The 15,434-nt window shown below is 42.4% G+C and carries 15 protein-coding genes, 1 other RNA gene, 1 pseudogene and 1 riboswitch; of the genes and pseudogenes, 4 read left to right on the forward strand and 13 right to left on the reverse strand.

Annotation, left to right across the window (positions count from 1 at the left end; translation table 11 throughout):
- Positions 1–21: 21 nt before the first annotated feature.
- Genes QYG89_RS01980 through QYG89_RS01990 form a run of 3 tightly spaced genes read right to left on the reverse strand, consistent with a single transcriptional unit; the run spans position 22 to position 2,278 of the window.
- Entirely contained in the window at positions 22–1,167 is a 1,146-nt protein-coding gene (locus tag QYG89_RS01980; protein ID WP_404314012.1) for a cysteine desulfurase family protein, read from the reverse strand.
- Between the two features lie 14 nt (positions 1,168–1,181).
- The gene (gene cymR / locus QYG89_RS01985) at positions 1,182–1,604 is read right to left on the reverse strand and encodes a cysteine metabolism transcriptional regulator CymR (RefSeq protein ID WP_404314014.1); all 423 of its coding nucleotides are present in this window, start codon (positions 1,602–1,604) and stop codon (positions 1,182–1,184) included.
- On the reverse strand, positions 1,601–2,278 hold the full coding sequence (locus QYG89_RS01990; protein ID WP_404314016.1) for a YczE/YyaS/YitT family protein: 678 nt from the start codon (positions 2,276–2,278) through the stop codon (positions 1,601–1,603). Before QYG89_RS01990 ends, cymR begins: the two co-directional genes overlap by 4 nt.
- Positions 2,279–2,432: 154 nt before the next feature.
- Between QYG89_RS01990 and QYG89_RS01995 the strand changes: the two genes are divergently transcribed.
- Positions 2,433–3,698 carry a replication-associated recombination protein A gene (locus QYG89_RS01995; RefSeq protein ID WP_404314018.1) on the forward strand — a complete coding sequence of 422 codons (1,266 nt, stop codon included), beginning with the start codon at positions 2,433–2,435 and terminating at the stop codon, positions 3,696–3,698.
- Positions 3,699–3,757: 59 nt separating this feature from the next.
- On the opposite strand, the gene QYG89_RS02000 is transcribed toward QYG89_RS01995, so the two are convergent.
- Complete coding sequence (locus tag QYG89_RS02000) at positions 3,758–4,498, reverse strand: methyl-accepting chemotaxis protein (protein WP_404314603.1); 741 nt, start codon at positions 4,496–4,498, stop codon at positions 3,758–3,760.
- An 18-nt stretch (positions 4,499–4,516) separates the two neighbouring features.
- A pseudogene (locus tag QYG89_RS02005) lies at positions 4,517–5,050 on the reverse strand (protoglobin domain-containing protein); the annotation flags it as partial.
- A 315-nt stretch (positions 5,051–5,365) separates the two neighbouring features.
- Between QYG89_RS02005 and QYG89_RS02010 the strand changes: the two are divergent.
- The 3 genes from QYG89_RS02010 (at position 5,366) to QYG89_RS02020 (ending at position 9,958) form a co-directional block, all read left to right on the forward strand.
- Positions 5,366–6,124 (forward strand): DUF3050 domain-containing protein, encoded by a 759-nt coding sequence (locus QYG89_RS02010; protein ID WP_404314605.1) that lies wholly within the window; start codon positions 5,366–5,368, stop codon positions 6,122–6,124.
- 283 nt (positions 6,125–6,407) lie between these two features.
- Positions 6,408–6,555, forward strand: a riboswitch (cobalamin riboswitch).
- A gap of 163 nt (positions 6,556–6,718) precedes the next feature.
- Entirely contained in the window at positions 6,719–9,016 is a 2,298-nt protein-coding gene (metE, locus tag QYG89_RS02015) for a 5-methyltetrahydropteroyltriglutamate--homocysteine S-methyltransferase (protein WP_404314020.1), read from the forward strand.
- Positions 9,017–9,163: 147 nt separating this feature from the next.
- Positions 9,164–9,958, forward strand: a complete 795-nt coding sequence (locus QYG89_RS02020) for a DUF2935 domain-containing protein (protein ID WP_404314022.1) — start codon at positions 9,164–9,166, stop codon at positions 9,956–9,958.
- 94 nt (positions 9,959–10,052) lie between these two features.
- Here QYG89_RS02020 and QYG89_RS02025 read toward each other — a convergent pair whose 3' ends face one another.
- The 8 genes from QYG89_RS02025 to ssrS all read right to left on the reverse strand — a co-directional run bounded on the left by QYG89_RS02025 (position 10,053) and on the right by ssrS (position 15,375).
- Positions 10,053–11,000 (reverse strand): ABC transporter permease, encoded by a 948-nt coding sequence (locus QYG89_RS02025; protein WP_404314024.1) that lies wholly within the window; start codon positions 10,998–11,000, stop codon positions 10,053–10,055.
- Positions 11,000–11,920 (reverse strand): ABC transporter ATP-binding protein, encoded by a 921-nt coding sequence (locus tag QYG89_RS02030; protein WP_404314026.1) that lies wholly within the window; start codon positions 11,918–11,920, stop codon positions 11,000–11,002. Before QYG89_RS02030 ends, QYG89_RS02025 begins: the two co-directional genes overlap by 1 nt.
- Positions 11,921–11,931: 11 nt before the next feature.
- Entirely contained in the window at positions 11,932–12,621 is a 690-nt protein-coding gene (locus QYG89_RS02035) for an ABC transporter ATP-binding protein (protein ID WP_404314028.1), read from the reverse strand.
- Between the two features lie 4 nt (positions 12,622–12,625).
- The gene (locus tag QYG89_RS02040; RefSeq protein WP_404314030.1) at positions 12,626–12,997 is read right to left on the reverse strand and encodes a GntR family transcriptional regulator; all 372 of its coding nucleotides are present in this window, start codon (positions 12,995–12,997) and stop codon (positions 12,626–12,628) included.
- A 3-nt stretch (positions 12,998–13,000) separates the two neighbouring features.
- Complete coding sequence (locus QYG89_RS02045; RefSeq protein WP_404314032.1) at positions 13,001–13,777, reverse strand: hypothetical protein; 777 nt, start codon at positions 13,775–13,777, stop codon at positions 13,001–13,003.
- A gap of 255 nt (positions 13,778–14,032) precedes the next feature.
- Positions 14,033–14,170, reverse strand: coding sequence for a YpzI family protein (locus QYG89_RS02050; RefSeq protein WP_404314034.1), 138 nt, complete (start codon positions 14,168–14,170; stop codon positions 14,033–14,035).
- A 47-nt stretch (positions 14,171–14,217) separates the two neighbouring features.
- Positions 14,218–14,985, reverse strand: a complete 768-nt coding sequence (locus QYG89_RS02055; RefSeq protein WP_404314036.1) for a tRNA threonylcarbamoyladenosine dehydratase — start codon at positions 14,983–14,985, stop codon at positions 14,218–14,220.
- 200 nt (positions 14,986–15,185) lie between these two features.
- A non-coding RNA gene (gene ssrS, locus QYG89_RS02060) (6S RNA) lies at positions 15,186–15,375 on the reverse strand.
- Positions 15,376–15,434 lie beyond the last annotated feature (59 nt).

Raw genomic sequence — 15,434 nt, forward strand, 5'->3', positions numbered from 1 at the left:
TTTCCCGCAGGAGACAGCCTCTTACTGACTCGTTAAACGTGCGACGATTTTCGCCACAGCCTCCCCTGCTTCATCTATTTGTTCTTTCGCATTCGTTAATCCGAAACTAAAGCGAATCGAATTCCGGAGGCGTTCAGAGTCTTTACCAAACATAGCAACAAGCACATGGGACGGTTCAATCGAACCCGCTGTGCAAGCGGACCCGCTCGAAACAGCAATCCCGGCAAGGTCTAAATTCACGAGCATTGACTCTACATCCGTCCCAGGAAAACTCAAGTTTACCACGTGGGGTAACGTTTGTTCAAGTGAACCATTTACTGCAAAGCCCACTCCTTTTTCCGTCAATAAATGAACGAGCTGCTTTTTAAACCCGGTATACTGCTCTCTTTTTTCTTTCATAGATTCCATTGCTATTTCGATCGCTTTTCCGAAACCGGCAATCGCTGGAACGTTCTCCGTTCCCGCTCTCCGCTTTCTTTCCTGCTCGCCGCCAAAAAGGCCGGGTGTAAGGGCTAATCCGTCTTTTACATATAAAAAACCGATGCCTTTAGGGCCATTGATTTTATGGCTGGAAACGGATAATAAGTCGATATGTTGGCTGTTGACATCAATCGAAACCATTCCATATGCCTGTACCGCATCCGTATGAAAAACGGCCGGGTGTTCTTTCAGTAATTCGCCAATTTCAGCGATCGGCTGAATAGCCCCTACCTCGTTGTTGCCGTACATAATAGAGACTAAAATCGTGTCTTCGCGCAGTGAGGAGGCAAAATCAGACAAGCTGATTACTCCTGCTTCATCCACCGGCAAATATGTCACTTCATAACCCTCTTTTTCAAGATAAGCACATGTGTGCAAGACTGCATGGTGCTCAACTGCTGACGTAATAATGTGGCGGCCCCTATGCTTCATCGCTCGTGCCGTACCGATGATCGCTAAATTATCCGCTTCTGTCCCGCCGCTCGTAAAAATGATTTCATTGAAATCAGCACCGATGCTTTTGGCTGCCGTTGTCCGCGCTGTATCTAGAATGTGGCGTGATTCCCGGCCAAATGAATGAATGCTTGACGGGTTACCGTACGCGCCAGCCATTTGCTCAGCAATCGTTTCAATCACTGCGGGGTGAAGTGGTGTGGTCGCTGCATGATCCAAATAAATGCGTTCCATCTTTTTCCCACTCCTTAAATATAGAACATGTACGCATCAGATTGGCCGCGGTCATCTGTATGCTTCGCCAAATCATCTAATGTCGTATTTTCAAGCACGTTTTTAATCGCGTCACTGATTCGAATCCATAGTTCGCGCTTTGCCGGCTCTTCTTCTTCAATTCCTTCAACGAGAGTAATCGGCCCTTCCAGCACACGGATAATATCGCCTGATGTAATCGTTTCTGGTTCCCGGCCGAGCACATATCCGCCGTATGCGCCCCGGATGCTGCGAACAAGACCTGAGTTACGAAGCGGCGCAATTAATTGCTCTAAGTAATGTTCAGATAAATTGTGAGTGCTGGCAATCACTCGTAAAGAGGTTGGACCCTCTCCATGCCTTTTGGCTAATTCAATCATAATCGTTAATCCGTATTTTCCTTTAGTTGAGATTCTCATATATTTACCTCCTGGTTATGAACTTTTTTCCACTGATTTACTCGGATAATTATTTTATCGGAAAGCCACTGACACTGCGGCAGCGAAACTCCGACAGCTGTTCCCATTAAAAAACTAAATAAAAACGTGCCAAAATGAACTGGACCGCCAATCAGCCAGGCAATCGCCAGCACGATGAATTCCATCCCCCGTCGAATACTGGATACTTTCCAGCCTGTTTTTTTCATCACAGCGAGCATAAAGCTATCCCTCGGACCAGCCCCAAGCTGCGCAGAAAGATAGATAGACATCCCGTATGCCATAACGATCACACCTGCAATAAACATCACTAATTTACCAGTAAAGTGATCTGGCGTGACAATGACCGGCAGCAGTAAAAAGAAATCAATGAATACACCAACAAGAAGCATATTTAAATACGCTCCAAACTGCGGCCATTCCCGTAAATAAATGGACGACGCACCCAAAATAAGAAACCCAATAATAATTGACCATGTTCCAACTGTCAATCCCATTTGCTTATACAAACCCACGTGCAAGGCTTCCCATGGCGTCGCCCCGAGACCTGCACGAATGAGCAGTACAGTGCCAAGTGACATCAATAAAAGGCCAATCGTAAAAATAATCAGCCGAGTCACCATATTCCCCTGCTTTTTAAGCGCTTCTCTTTTCATCTGTTTTTCCCCTTATGAATGAGCTGTCTGTCGTACTTTCACCTCTTCAACTCTCGCTATTATATCATAGAAAACAGATCAAAAAACATGCCGCGCTTTCATTTCCTATGGTACAGTGAAAGAAAAGAATCGGAAAAGGAAATGAGGAATGTATATGAAGCCATTAGCCTTCCGAATGCGGCCGCGGACCATTGAAGACATCGTCGGCCAGAAACACCTCGTCGGTGATGGGAAGATCATTCAACGAATGGTCGCTGCGAAACAGCTGTCATCCATGATTTTATACGGTCCGCCCGGCATCGGTAAAACTTCAATTGCCAGCGCCATTGCCGGCAGTACAAAATACGCGTTTCGTACACTGAATGCTGTCACAAGCAACAAAAAAGACATGGAAATCGTGGCTGCAGAAGCAAAAATGTCTGGCAAAGTAATTTTGCTTCTCGATGAGGTGCACCGTCTTGATAAAGGGAAGCAGGATTTCTTGCTGCCTTTTTTGGAAAATGGAATGATTACGCTGATTGGAGCGACGACGAGCAATCCATATCACGCCATCAATCCAGCGATTCGCAGCCGCTGCCAGATTTTCGAACTAAAACCGCTCACACCTGATGAAATCGCAGAAACACTAAAGCGGGCTCTCCAAGATACAGAGCGGGGACTGGGCAAATACAATGTAAACATAGACGAAGGGGCGCTGCATCACTTCGCACAAGGAAGCGGCGGCGATGTGCGTAGTTCGTTAAATGCACTCGAGCTCGCCGTTCTATCCACACCCCCAAATGAAGACAGCTTGATTACGATCAGCCGCGAAACGGCAGAAGAATGTCTGCAAAAGAAGAGCTTCTCTCACGATAAAGATGGTGACGCTCACTATGACGTATTAAGCGCCTTTCAAAAATCAATTCGGGGCAGTGATGCCAACGCGGCGCTTCATTATCTCGCACGATTGATCGAGGCCGGCGATTTGCCAAGCATTGCGAGACGGCTGCTCGTCATCGCGTATGAAGACATCGGCCTCGCCAGCCCACAGGCCGGACAGCGGACACTTGCTGCCATACAAACTGCAGAGAAAATCGGTTTTCCAGAAGCACGCATTCCACTCGCTGCTGCTGTCATCGAGCTGTGCCTGTCACCAAAATCCAATACAGTGATCACTGCGATCGATGCTGCTCTCGCTGACATCCGTTCCGGCAAAGGCGGCAACGTGCCCGATCACTTAAAAGATGCTCACTACAAAGGCGCCAAGGAACTCGGCCGCGGCATCGATTATAAATATCCGCACAACTATGACAGCGGCTGGGTGAAGCAGCAGTATCTGCCTGACAAATTGAAAAACAAACGCTACTACGAACCGAAACAAACCGGGAAATTTGAACAAGCGTTGTCGGGAATTTATGAGAAGATCGAAAGAGGGAAATAACAAAACAGGGGCTTTCCTAATGACAGCCCCTGTTTTGTTACGCCAAGTGCTCCAATTTTTTATTTCATCGTTTCATTTAATTGTTCTGCAGCTGTTGATACACTGGCTGTAGCTTTTTCAATTTCACTGACTGCTTGAAGGAGCTCTCCTGTTTGTCCTTGAACCGTTAAAACGGTTTTCCCGCTTTGTTGAATGGAGTGGATAATCTCTTGAAAAAATACATTTGTCTGCTCTGTCGCCAAAATTCCCGCCTGAACAGCACCCTCTACTTGTTTTAACGACACCATTACTTGATGATTATATTGATCCGATGCAGCAATTAAGCTGTGAATTTCAGCAATAGAATGTTTCGTTTGTTCTGCCAGCTTCCTGACTTCCTGGGAGACGACAGCAAATCCCTTCCCATGCTCGCCCGCCCTTGCTGCTTCAATCGCAGAGTTTAAGGCTAATAAATTCGTTTGATCAGCAATTCCTTGAACGATACGGAGAACAGATGAAATCTGATTGGAAGACTCGCCTAATTTGTAGATGAGCTCATTCATCTCTTCTGTAAACCTTTTAATCACACTCACTTTTTCTAATAATTCAGTTAATTTATCCCCGCCTTCAACGGCATGCTTTTTAGCTAAAACGGCCAGTTCATTGCTTTCCGTTGTCGTTTCATTGACCTCCTGAATGTTAGTGCTTAAACTTTCAACAGAGATCTGTGTTTCCTCAGCAAGAGCAGCTAACCCTTCACTTATTGCCATGACTTTATTTTGCAAATCGGATTTTCCCCTTTCAAATTGGGCCCTTAGCATTTGCAGTGTTTCACGTTCATACGCTTCGAGAACGAGCTGCTGTTCGAAACTTAACATTTTATTTATCACGGATAAGATCGCTCTAACTTCATCTTTATCCGTTACTTCACTGTAAATAATGGAAAATAGCGTACTTTGTAAATTTTGAAAAGCTCCCATATACCATGAAGGATTTAATCCAATTCTATAGTGAGTCCTGCCGACACGTAAACGTCTGTCCAAATAGTCTTGATCAATCTTGCCGCTAAACATTTCCAGAAGATGAGCACTAAGCTTCTGCTGCAATCGTTCGATCGTACTGTGCTGCAAGATGATTTCTTTTAACCTCTTTACTTGTAAAATTTCTTCATAGAATTGTTCAACTAATTTGCTCATGTTGCTTGCAACGATGGGCTGAACCCTCTGTAATATTCTCATATCTTCTTTGGAGAGACGAATCATGTCCATCTTCATCAAAACCGAAGGATCTTGTACATTGATTATTACATTCATCTTTTCAGGGTGCTTCAGCCAGCTTTTTTTCTCATTCCTGGATTTCATTAATCCAAACATCGCCACACTCCCCCAATTTTGCCGGTTGCCTTTCCAGCCCTCCCCTTCTTAATGCTTATTCACTAGAAGAACGCCTGCCACTCCCGGTTTTTTGGTTGATTATACCATATAGTAATTCCATTTAACTACAACAATTCTTTAATAAATATACAATCATTTTACTACAAGAAGAACGTACTACGCAGAAAGCGAACATTTATCAACATTCTAACCCAAATACTAGTTTTTTTATAAATATTGTGTATGATAGAAATGATTTACACCGATTGTCTGTTCATTTCGTTCATTAAATTAAAGGAGGCTATTAACTTGACTGTGAATATTACTAAACTAGAAACGATTCGTGATGAACTTCTTACTCACCCTCTATACCGAGAAGTAAATACACCCGATCGAGTAAAAGTACTAATGAAACATCATGTGTTTGCTGTGTGGGATTTTATGAGTCTATTAAAAAGACTACAGCAATCCGTTACATCCATTTCAGTTCCTTGGATGGCTTACGACATTCCTTCGTATACGAGATTTATTAATGAAATTGTACTTGCAGAAGAGTCTGATGAAGACGGAAAAGGGGGATACATCAGCCACTTTCAACTTTATGTCGATGCGATGGAAGAATGCGGTGCAGATACAGCCCCGATCCATGCCTTTTTACAAGCGCTTAAAGACGGAATGGATCACGAAGATGCATTAAAACAAGAGATCGTCCCTCCAAGTGCGGCGCAATTTACCGCTTTTAATTTAGATTTATCCTTAAAAGGCAAAGTTCATGAAGTCGCATCTGCTTTCTTCTACGGACGGGAAGGCTTAATTCCTGATATGTTCCAACTCTTAGTAGATGCACTGCAAAATGAAGGCTCTTCTAATGAGCGCCTGGACTATTATTTAAAACGCCATATTGAGCTAGATGAAGATGAACACGGTCCTCTTGCAGAAAGACTTTTACATGATTTATGCGGTGATGATGCTGAAAAGAAAGAAGACGCATTAAAAGTCGCTGAACTGTCGCTGCAAATGCGTAAACATTTGTGGGACGGTGTATTAACAGAAATCCGTGAAAAAGGCCTATAATTTTTTACCCCCCTTCTACTTATAGTCGGGGGCTGTCTGGCATCTGTATTTCTAAGACAAACAGGAAATGAATATATGATGAGGTACTGCTTCAGACAGTGTAATAACCCTAGTACAATAAACCCTTCACTAAAAAATATATTCTTAAAAAGCAACGTTCAAAGTAATCACCATCGCTAGAATGAAAATTGATTATACACAGATTTTTATCAGATTATTCTTATTATTCTTAGTTGACAGATATTTTTCTGTATGCTAACTTTGAACACAATCATCCGTTATACATAAAGCAATGGAAATAGGTGGCTTAACAATCGTTAAGCCTTAAAAGGGAAACCGGTGAAACGATAATCCGGTGCGGTCCCGCCACTGTGACAGTTTGCCATACGGTCAACCTGAAGCCAGACACCTGCCTATTTTAACGACGCTGTTTAACCTACGGCAGATAGGGAGGTGTTAGAATATACGCGAATTAGGCGCTTGCTTCGGCATGCCGTTTATCCCTTTTTTGGGAGATACACGTACATTTCTAACATTTGTTAGAAATGTTTTTTTGTTTTTATCAGCTATTTTACGTAAAAGGAGAAGGTTAATATGTCAATAGTAAGCAGCAATTTAGGTTATCCGCGCATCGGAGAAAACCGCGAGTGGAAAAAAGCACTGGAATCCTTTTGGGCAGGCAAAGTCAGTGAACAGCAACTTCTCGAAGAAATGGAAAGTATCAGACTAACACATTTAAAAAAGCAAAAGGACAAAGGAATTGATCAAATTCCAGTTGGAGACTTTACCTTTTATGACCAAGTGCTAGATACAGCAGCTATGTTTGGTATGGTACCAGAGCGCTTCACTTACACTAGCGGTCCAGTTCCCCTAGCTACCTATTTTGCGATGGCACGAGGGAACGACACAGCTGTCGCTTGTGAAATGACGAAATGGTTTAATACAAACTATCACTATATTGTACCGGAATATGAAGGAAAAAAACTTGCATTAACAGAAAACAAACCGCTTGCCGCTTACCGGGAAGCAAAAGAAAAGTTAAATATAAACGGGAAGCCTGTTCTGATCGGTCCTTATACCTTTTTAAAATTGTCCAAAGGATATCATAAGACAGATATTCCTGCTTTTCTTTTGCAGCTCATCCCGCTATATGCCCAAGTTTTGCAGGAATTGGAGCAAGAAGGCGTCGAATGGGTGCAAATGGATGAACCTATTTTAGCTTCCTCTATTGCAAAAGAAGAGATGAAAACAATAACAGAAATTTATAAACAACTGAACAAGGCCGCTCCGGCTCTAAACATCACGCTGCAAGTATACTTTGATTCAATAGAATGGTATGAAGAAGTCATTCAGCTGCCGGTCCAAGGTATTGGAATGGATTTTGTTCATGGTCAAGATAGAACGATTGAATTACTTCAGTCCAACGGATTTCCAGCCGATAAAATTCTAGGGGTTGGTATCATTGATGGTCGTAACATTTGGCGCGCTGATTTACAAAAGAAATGGGAAATCATTGAAACCATTCTTCCCCATGTTCCGGCCGAACGAATTTGGCTTCAACCCTCGTGCAGCCTGCTTCATGTACCAGTTACTGCCGCCGTGGAAACATCTTTAGATCCAACGCTTCATGCGGCACTCGCTTTCGCTGATGAAAAATTAGCAGAGGTGACAACATTAACGAAAGCTCTTCGCAATGGAAAAACTGCTATCGCCGATTTCATACAAGAAAGCCAGCATGCATGCCTGCAGCTAGCCCATTCGTCAGCGAGAAATAAAACGAGTATTCAAGAGGCAGCTCGTACAGTCAATGAACAACAGACAAAGCGTCCGCTTCCATTTAACGAACGCCGCGAACAACAGCGGGCTATATTCGATTTGCCGCTCTTGCCAACGACAACGATCGGCAGTTTCCCACAAACGACGGAAGTTCGCCAAGCAAGACAAAAATGGCGAAAAGGAGAATGGTCAGCTGAAAAATATGAAGATTTCATTCAACAACAAATAAAAGAATGGATCGCCCTTCAGGAACAAATCGGACTAGATGTATTTGTACACGGGGAGTTTGAACGGACCGACATGGTAGAGTTCTTCGGTGAAAAAATGGGAGGATTTGCTTTTACGCAAAAAGCATGGGTACAATCTTACGGCTCCCGTTGTGTTAAACCCCCAATCATTTACGGAGATGTAGAATTTCTTCAGCCAATAACTGTGAAAGAAAGTGTCTATGCCCAGTCTTTGACAGACAAGCCCGTAAAAGGGATGCTTACCGGCCCCGTAACGATACTAAACTGGTCGTTTGTCCGCGATGATCTTTCAAAAGAAGAAGTAACAAATCAAATCGCCCTGGCACTGCGGAAAGAAGTTGAAGCGTTAGAGTCAGCTGGTATACGCATGATTCAAGTCGATGAACCCGCACTTCGAGAAGGGCTGCCATTGAAAAAAACAGACTGGGATCATTATTTAAACTGGGCAGTAAAAGCATTTCGAATCGCCACTTCTTCTGTGCAGAACGGGACACAAATTCATACACATATGTGTTATTGCGAGTTTCACGATTTTATCGATGCCATTAGCGCACTCGATGCCGACGTGATTTCTATCGAAACGTCCCGCAGCCATGGCGAACTCGTTTCTTCTTTTAATGATCAGGCCTACGATAAAGGCATCGGCTTAGGTGTGTATGATATTCATAGCCCTCGGATCCCTGCTATTAAAGAAATGACCGATATTATCAAACAAGGTCTGCAAGTGCTTGATCCTGGCCAGTTCTGGATTAATCCGGATTGCGGCTTAAAAACGAGAAAAACCGATGAAACCATCGCTTCCTTGAAAAACATGGTTGCTGCTGCAAAAGTCATTCGAGAACAGTATTCTATTTTACAAGAAAACTAAATCAATTCATTGTAAAATGCCAGGCCCCCTCTAAAATGATATACCGGGGTTCCTGGTATTTGCCTTTTGTTGCAATGTTAAAATAATCATAACATTCATCCTCTCCCGATAAGATAATAAAAGCATCTAAATAAGGGAGAGAACATAATGATAAATTACAGAGAAGCAGCAACGTTTGAACATAAATTTTGGCTGCAAATATTAGGCGATCATGCCAGGTTTATTCATGATTCACTTGCCGCTAATGAAAAACGTGATATTGAATTATCCTCTTACTTCATCCAAACATTTGATCATCTATTAAAGAAAGTCGAGACGAGTGATTTATCGGCTTTGAGCAGACGAGCTGATGAGGAAGCTAAAAAATTAAAGGCTTTTAAACTAACTATATTAGAAAGACATCTCGTCGGGAAAATTTCAATTCATCTCGGTCCAACGTTTGTTAATCATATGATTAATGAGCTTGACGAATATTTACGGCTGTTAGATTACTTAAAAAAAGGAGAAGTCCCTCCTACTTACCATGCGCTTCATCATCATTTACTTTGGCTTTTAGATGCAGCTGGACACGCTGGAGCCATATCGGATAATATGGATCGGATTGAAAAAAAGATTAAACAAAAAAGTGACAAATTCACAAAGGATTTTGAGGCGTTTTATTTAAAAGCAGTAGAATTGACAGGTTTTTTACGAACTAATCTCTCTACCTTTCCTGCATTGGAGAAGTTTAATAAAGATGCCTCACTGGAAATGAAACTGTTTATGAATTTTCTTCAGGAAATTGAGGAGCTGGAGATAAGTAAAGAAGCACTTGGAACATTTGCCCCTCTAATGGCGGATCATATGCTGAGAGAAGAGTGTTATTACTTACAGAAGCTGGCTGGATCAACCACAATAGAACAGCCAAACTGTGACCCAACCAAGCCGAGATTAAAAAACTAACTAATGGAGAAAAGCTGTCGATTTTGCCGGCAGTTTTTCGTTTTGAATATAGTCAACGGGAAGTCATTGATAGTCAACTGCATTGATTTTGCTCCTAAGCAGCAACGTCCCTTTTAGCAAATGTAACAAACGCGAGCAGCTGAAAGATAATATAGTAGACAGCTAGAACCGTGATTGAAAAACTAAGTGTCATACCATCTACAAGTGTTTGCCCATTTTCAAATTGCAGCAAGTTCGTGTTCGCGAATAGCAGATATTTCGCCCATTCATATTTCATGGCGATAATCATTGTAGCATTTGTACCAATAAACAGTAAAAACAACGAAATACCGATAGCCAGTGAACTGCTGCGGAACACGGCAGAGATCATAAATGCCATCGCAGCGAGCATAAATACATCCACTGATTTTAACAAATAGATTTTAAGCAAGTAAAGAATCATGCTTTGTTCAACAACTTTTCCGCCTTCATATGCGAGATGGACAGATTCACCGGACGTACCGAACAAGACGACTCCTATTAGTGCGGATACCAAGAAAAGCACAGAAATCATGAATAAGCCAAATAGGAAGACAGCGGCATATTTTGAAAAAAGAATGTTCGTACGGCTGATGGGGCGGATTAACAACAGTTTTATCGTCCCCCATGTGTATTCACTCGCAACAATGCCAGCTGCAATAATGATCATAAATAAACCAGCAAAGCTAAGTAAGTCACTGCCTTCTTCAATAAAAGAGAAGACGTTTGTTTTCGTATTAGCCGGCACATTATGTTCGATCCGATACTCATTCACTTTGATCTGGCCTTGCAAGTATTCTTTACGGTCTTTCGATAAATTGGAGACTTCTTTTAGTTGTTGCTCATAAGCAGCATTTTCTGCTTTGACGACCTGCTGCCAGTTTTGTATCTCTTTTTGCTTGCTTTCATCATACTTGGTAAAGCCGGCAAACACACCGGCCATAAGAATGAGCAGCCCAATCATCACATACGTGCCTGGCCGTTTGAAAATTTTAATCCATTCATTTTGAATTAAGCGTACCATCAGCTCACCGCCTCTTGTTTTTCTGTTATTTCTAGAAATCTTTCTTCTAGTGTTTTCGACAGCTGTTTTACCTCGTAAATTTTAAGATTTTTTGAAACAAGTAAACTGATAAGTTCAGGTATTTGTTCTTTATCTGCTTCAACGGATAAACATTCTCCCGCTATTTTCACGAGGGCATCCGGAAACGAGGCAGTCATTAATTTAGCAGCTCTTTCTACATGATTGACTTCTATGGAATACATTTCCCGTCCGTCATCTATCCAATCATGTACAGATTGAACGTTAATCAATTGTCCTTTTTGAATAATCCCAATACGGTCACACATCATTTCCATTTCCGAAAGCAAGTGGCTTGATACGATCACAGCCATGCCTTCTTTCTCAGCTAAATCCCGGATATATTGACGGATTTCTTTAATACCTGCAGGATCAAGCCCGTTTGTTGGCTCATCTAGGATTAAAACTCTGGGGTTGTGCAGCAGTGACTGAGCGATCCCGAGCCTCTGGCGCATGCCGAGTGAATATGTTTTTACTTTGTCGTGAATGCGGCCGCCTAATCCCACAAGCTGGATGACTTCATCAATTCTCGCTTTCGTCACTCCTTTTTGCATGCGGGCATATTGCTGTAAATTTTCGTAGCCCGATAAAAACTTATACATTTCTGGGTTTTCTACAATGGCCCCAATTTGACTGACCGCTTTCTCAAAATCCTTTTGGATGCTATGACCGCAAATGAAGATATCTCCATCAGTCAGTTTCATTAAGCCGACAATCATACGGATCGTCGTCGTTTTCCCTGCCCCATTCGGCCCAAGAAAGCCAAACACTTCTCCTTTTTGTACCGTAAAACTCAATGAATCAATGATTTTTTTACCTTTAATCGTTTTTGAAACGTTTTTCAACTCTACTAATGCATTCATGAGTTCTCCCCCTACTTATAATTACTTTTTAGCCATTGCAGCACAGATACTCCCTCTTCTTCACGAAGAGCTTCTACGCGGCAATGCCCGCGCACTTTCCCCTCATCTAAAATAATGGCCTCTTCTAACACAGGTTCGATTTCCGTAATTTCGTGAGTAGTAATAATGACCGTCTGCTCGCCGAAGTCAATAAACGAAACAAGCCCTTTCACAATCGTGTCACGGACCATCGGATCGAGTCCTAGAAACGGTTCATCCAAAAGCAGCACCGGCGCTTCACGGGAAAGAACGAGCAGCAGCTTCAATCGTCCTTGCTGCCCTTTTGACAATTTTGCTGTTTTTTGATGACGCTCAAGATTCATAAACTGAATCAGTTCTTCCGCTTTTTCCATTGAAAAGTCGGCATACTGCGAAGCAAAGAAATCAATCATTTGCTGGACGGTCAATCCTGGATAAATCATGCCTTCACTTGCTAAATACGCCACATCCTTTGCCACATGACGGCTCACTCCTGCCCCATTGATCTGGATGTCGCCCTTTGTTGGAATTACGAGGCCGGCGATCATTTTCATCATCGTCGACTTTCCACTGCCATTTGGTCCGAGAACGCCATACACTTTTCCTTTCTCGAATCGCAGACTCATGTCATCTAACGCTTTTCGCTTGCCATAATCTTTCGTGACGTGTCTAAGTTCAATCATTATCTCACTCTCCCTTTTTAGATAAAAATTGCTCGATCGCTTCCGTGATCTCTTTATCCTCTGCACCAATCCCACGCATGTTTTGTATGAATGTTTCGATCATTTCCTTTTGAATTTCTATCCTTAGCTGCCTTTTCATGTCAGTTTGTTCTGTCATAAACGTCCCCTGCCCTCTTTTCGTTTCTACCACACCCATGCGCTCAAGCTCCCCATATGTCCGTTGAATCGTATTCGGATTCACTCCTGACTGGATCGCCATCTCTCTGACTGACGGCAGCTTTTCACCAGGGCTGATTTCCCCGCGGACAAACTGATGGATGATTCGATCAGCAAGTTGACTGTATATTGGTTTCGATGTTTTGAATTCCTCGGTCATATCTTACACCTCTACTTTTCGATTGAGCAGCCAAGCAGCAGCTAAAAATAAAGCAACATGAAAAAGAATAGAGAGGATCATCGGCCAAAGCTGAAGATCACCATTCACTACAGAAAAACGCATGCCTCCTATCCCCCATGCACTTTCACCTGTTTCTCCTATATTAACTGTCCAGCTTGCAAACCACTTTTGAATAAGCGGGATTTGCATCACTTTGGCTGTTCCCCACTGTACAAGGAAATAGACCCCCATCACCAACAGCCAACGTATTTTCTTTAACACCGGATACCCATTCAGCGAATGATAAACTGTCCAAAGAAACAATCCCCAAATCGCAAAATACAAAGCTCCAGCAGTAAGAGCGATATTTAATAAAAACCCTTCTGTGTAAGGCAGTCTATTGTCTGATGTGTTGATCAATCCTTCTGGTAATGCAATGTTCAAAGAGATAAGCGCCAATACGTCTGTCAATACTAAAGAAACGAAAAAAACGAGCAGGCCAATCAGCATTTTGGAAAGCAACAGCTTGATCCCGCCCGCTGTACCATGCAGCCAATAATGTCCTTTTTCTTCAGACTTCAGCAACATCATTTCTGTAATTCCTAAAAGCCCGACATGAAAAAAATAAATAGCAAAGAGAAACGGAAACACCAAATAAAATTTTCCATAATAAACAGCAAAAGCAACTCCGCAGAAATACGCGGCCAACACTAAAGTCAGCCATAACCAAAAGTAATTTTTAATGAGCAAAAAATCCTTTTTCAACAGCCCTTGAAACATTCGTCATCCCCCCATGTATTACTGTACTAGTTTAATAGTACACTAGGACAAGATTGACTGTCAACTTCATTTTCCAATTTTTTCTCAAAACAAAAACCTAACCGAAGATCTCCTGCGGGGAAAGTGAAGCGCCTAAAACGGAAATCAACCGACAACCATACAAAAAAGGAGCGTCCCTAAAAGTTATACTTTTGGAACACTCCACTAAAACTCTCAAAAAAAACAGCCCGCATATCATCACATGCGGGCTGTTTCTTATGATTCATTTATGCTCTTGCCAGCTTCTCCATCTTTTTCATACCGTGTCGCGCCTCCGTAATGCAGCGCTTGATCCCGGTCGGACTGTACTTTCTTTTGGCTCCTAAGCTTTTTTTCTTGTCGATCTTTTCCCATTTTTATCACCTCTGTTTATAACGTGTCCGAGACAGAGGGTTTTATACTTATTTTTCATCGCTGACACGGGTAACTTTAATGCCTTTCAGCAATTCCCTAACGACATAACTGGCCATAATCAACCCGCAGGCGGAAGGCACGAACGCATTGGAAGCTGGCGGCATCTTTGCTTTACGGATGGGCGCTTCATCATTGCCGACCACTTTGCGGACATCTTCACGAATAACAAGCGGGCTTTCATCGGAAAATACAACTGGAATTCCCTTGCGGATGCCTTCTTTTCTGAGACGTGTGCGGATGACTTTAGCGATCGGATCTGTATGTGTTTTCGAAATATCCACAATGTTAAAGCGTGTCGGATCAAGTTTATTCGCTGCTCCCATACTGGAGATAATCGGGATATTACGTTTTAAGCATTCTTTCATCAAATGAATTTTGTACGAAATCGTGTCCGATGCATCTACAACAAAATCTAAATCATAGCTAAAAAATTGTTCATATGTTTCTTCTGTATAAAACATGTTCAGCGCAATCACTTCGCATTCCGGATTAATGTCAGCAATACGTTCTTTCATTACATCTGTTTTTGGCTGACCGATCGTCGATAAAAGCGCCGGCAGCTGACGGTTAATATTCGTAATGTCCACTGTATCCTTATCGACAAGCACGAGACGGCCAACACCCGAGCGGGCCAGTGCTTCAACAGAAAATGAGCCGACACCGCCGATACCAAGAATGGCAACAGTGCTGCCTTTTAAAATATCGAGTCCTTCTTGTCCGAAGGCAAGTTCATTGCGTGAAAATTGATGCAGCATTGATAGGATCACTCCATAACTAAAATAATGTATTGTTATCTTTTCAGATAGGATTAATCTTACTGGAAAATAATCATCCAATCAATCTTTTCCCCATTTTTCCGAACAAAAGGATTCTCCCTGCGCTGATGATTACCTATCTAAACAACAAAAAACAGCCCCTGATTATCAGGAGCTGCGGATCATCCTTGTTATAGAGGGAAAGTCCCAATCGTGCCGTCTTATGGATCTATATGTTTTGAACCCGCACTAGGCAGGTGGGTGCTCTATAGCAAATTTTGTAAGTCCTCAGCCAATGAGGCATGTACGCCATTTACAAACCCGAGCTCCCGTCACATACATTGTTCGGTCAAAACAGATAGTGAAAATAAACGTACACATCAGGACTTCCCTTCATTGGAATTATGATACCACATGAAAATGCAGTTTTCAACTCGAATTGTCTAAAT

Source organism: Bacillus lumedeiriae (genome assembly GCF_044891285.1).
Taxonomy (GTDB): domain Bacteria; phylum Bacillota; class Bacilli; order Bacillales; family Domibacillaceae; genus Pseudobacillus; species Pseudobacillus lumedeiriae.

Coding starts and splice junctions, on each gene's coding strand:
- QYG89_RS01995 (WP_404314018.1), top strand. CDS start 2,433: ATGAAGCCATTAGCCTTCCGAATGCGGCCGCGGACCATTGAAGACATC.
- QYG89_RS02025 (WP_404314024.1), bottom strand. CDS start 11,000: ATGGTACGCTTAATTCAAAATGAATGGATTAAAATTTTCAAACGGCCA.
- metE (WP_404314020.1), top strand. CDS start 6,719: ATGTCAATAGTAAGCAGCAATTTAGGTTATCCGCGCATCGGAGAAAAC.
- QYG89_RS02030 (WP_404314026.1), bottom strand. CDS start 11,920: ATGAATGCATTAGTAGAGTTGAAAAACGTTTCAAAAACGATTAAAGGT.
- QYG89_RS01980 (WP_404314012.1), bottom strand. CDS start 1,167: ATGGAACGCATTTATTTGGATCATGCAGCGACCACACCACTTCACCCC.
- QYG89_RS02040 (WP_404314030.1), bottom strand. CDS start 12,997: ATGACCGAGGAATTCAAAACATCGAAACCAATATACAGTCAACTTGCT.
- QYG89_RS02020 (WP_404314022.1), top strand. CDS start 9,164: ATGATAAATTACAGAGAAGCAGCAACGTTTGAACATAAATTTTGGCTG.
- QYG89_RS02035 (WP_404314028.1), bottom strand. CDS start 12,621: ATGATTGAACTTAGACACGTCACGAAAGATTATGGCAAGCGAAAAGCG.
- QYG89_RS02055 (WP_404314036.1), bottom strand. CDS start 14,985: ATGCTGCATCAATTTTCACGCAATGAACTTGCCTTCGGACAAGAAGGA.
- QYG89_RS02000 (WP_404314603.1), bottom strand. CDS start 4,498: ATGCTAAGGGCCCAATTTGAAAGGGGAAAATCCGATTTGCAAAATAAA.
- QYG89_RS02045 (WP_404314032.1), bottom strand. CDS start 13,777: ATGTTTCAAGGGCTGTTGAAAAAGGATTTTTTGCTCATTAAAAATTAC.
- QYG89_RS02050 (WP_404314034.1), bottom strand. CDS start 14,170: ATGGGAAAAGATCGACAAGAAAAAAAGCTTAGGAGCCAAAAGAAAGTA.
- cymR (WP_404314014.1), bottom strand. CDS start 1,604: ATGAGAATCTCAACTAAAGGAAAATACGGATTAACGATTATGATTGAA.
- QYG89_RS01990 (WP_404314016.1), bottom strand. CDS start 2,278: ATGAAAAGAGAAGCGCTTAAAAAGCAGGGGAATATGGTGACTCGGCTG.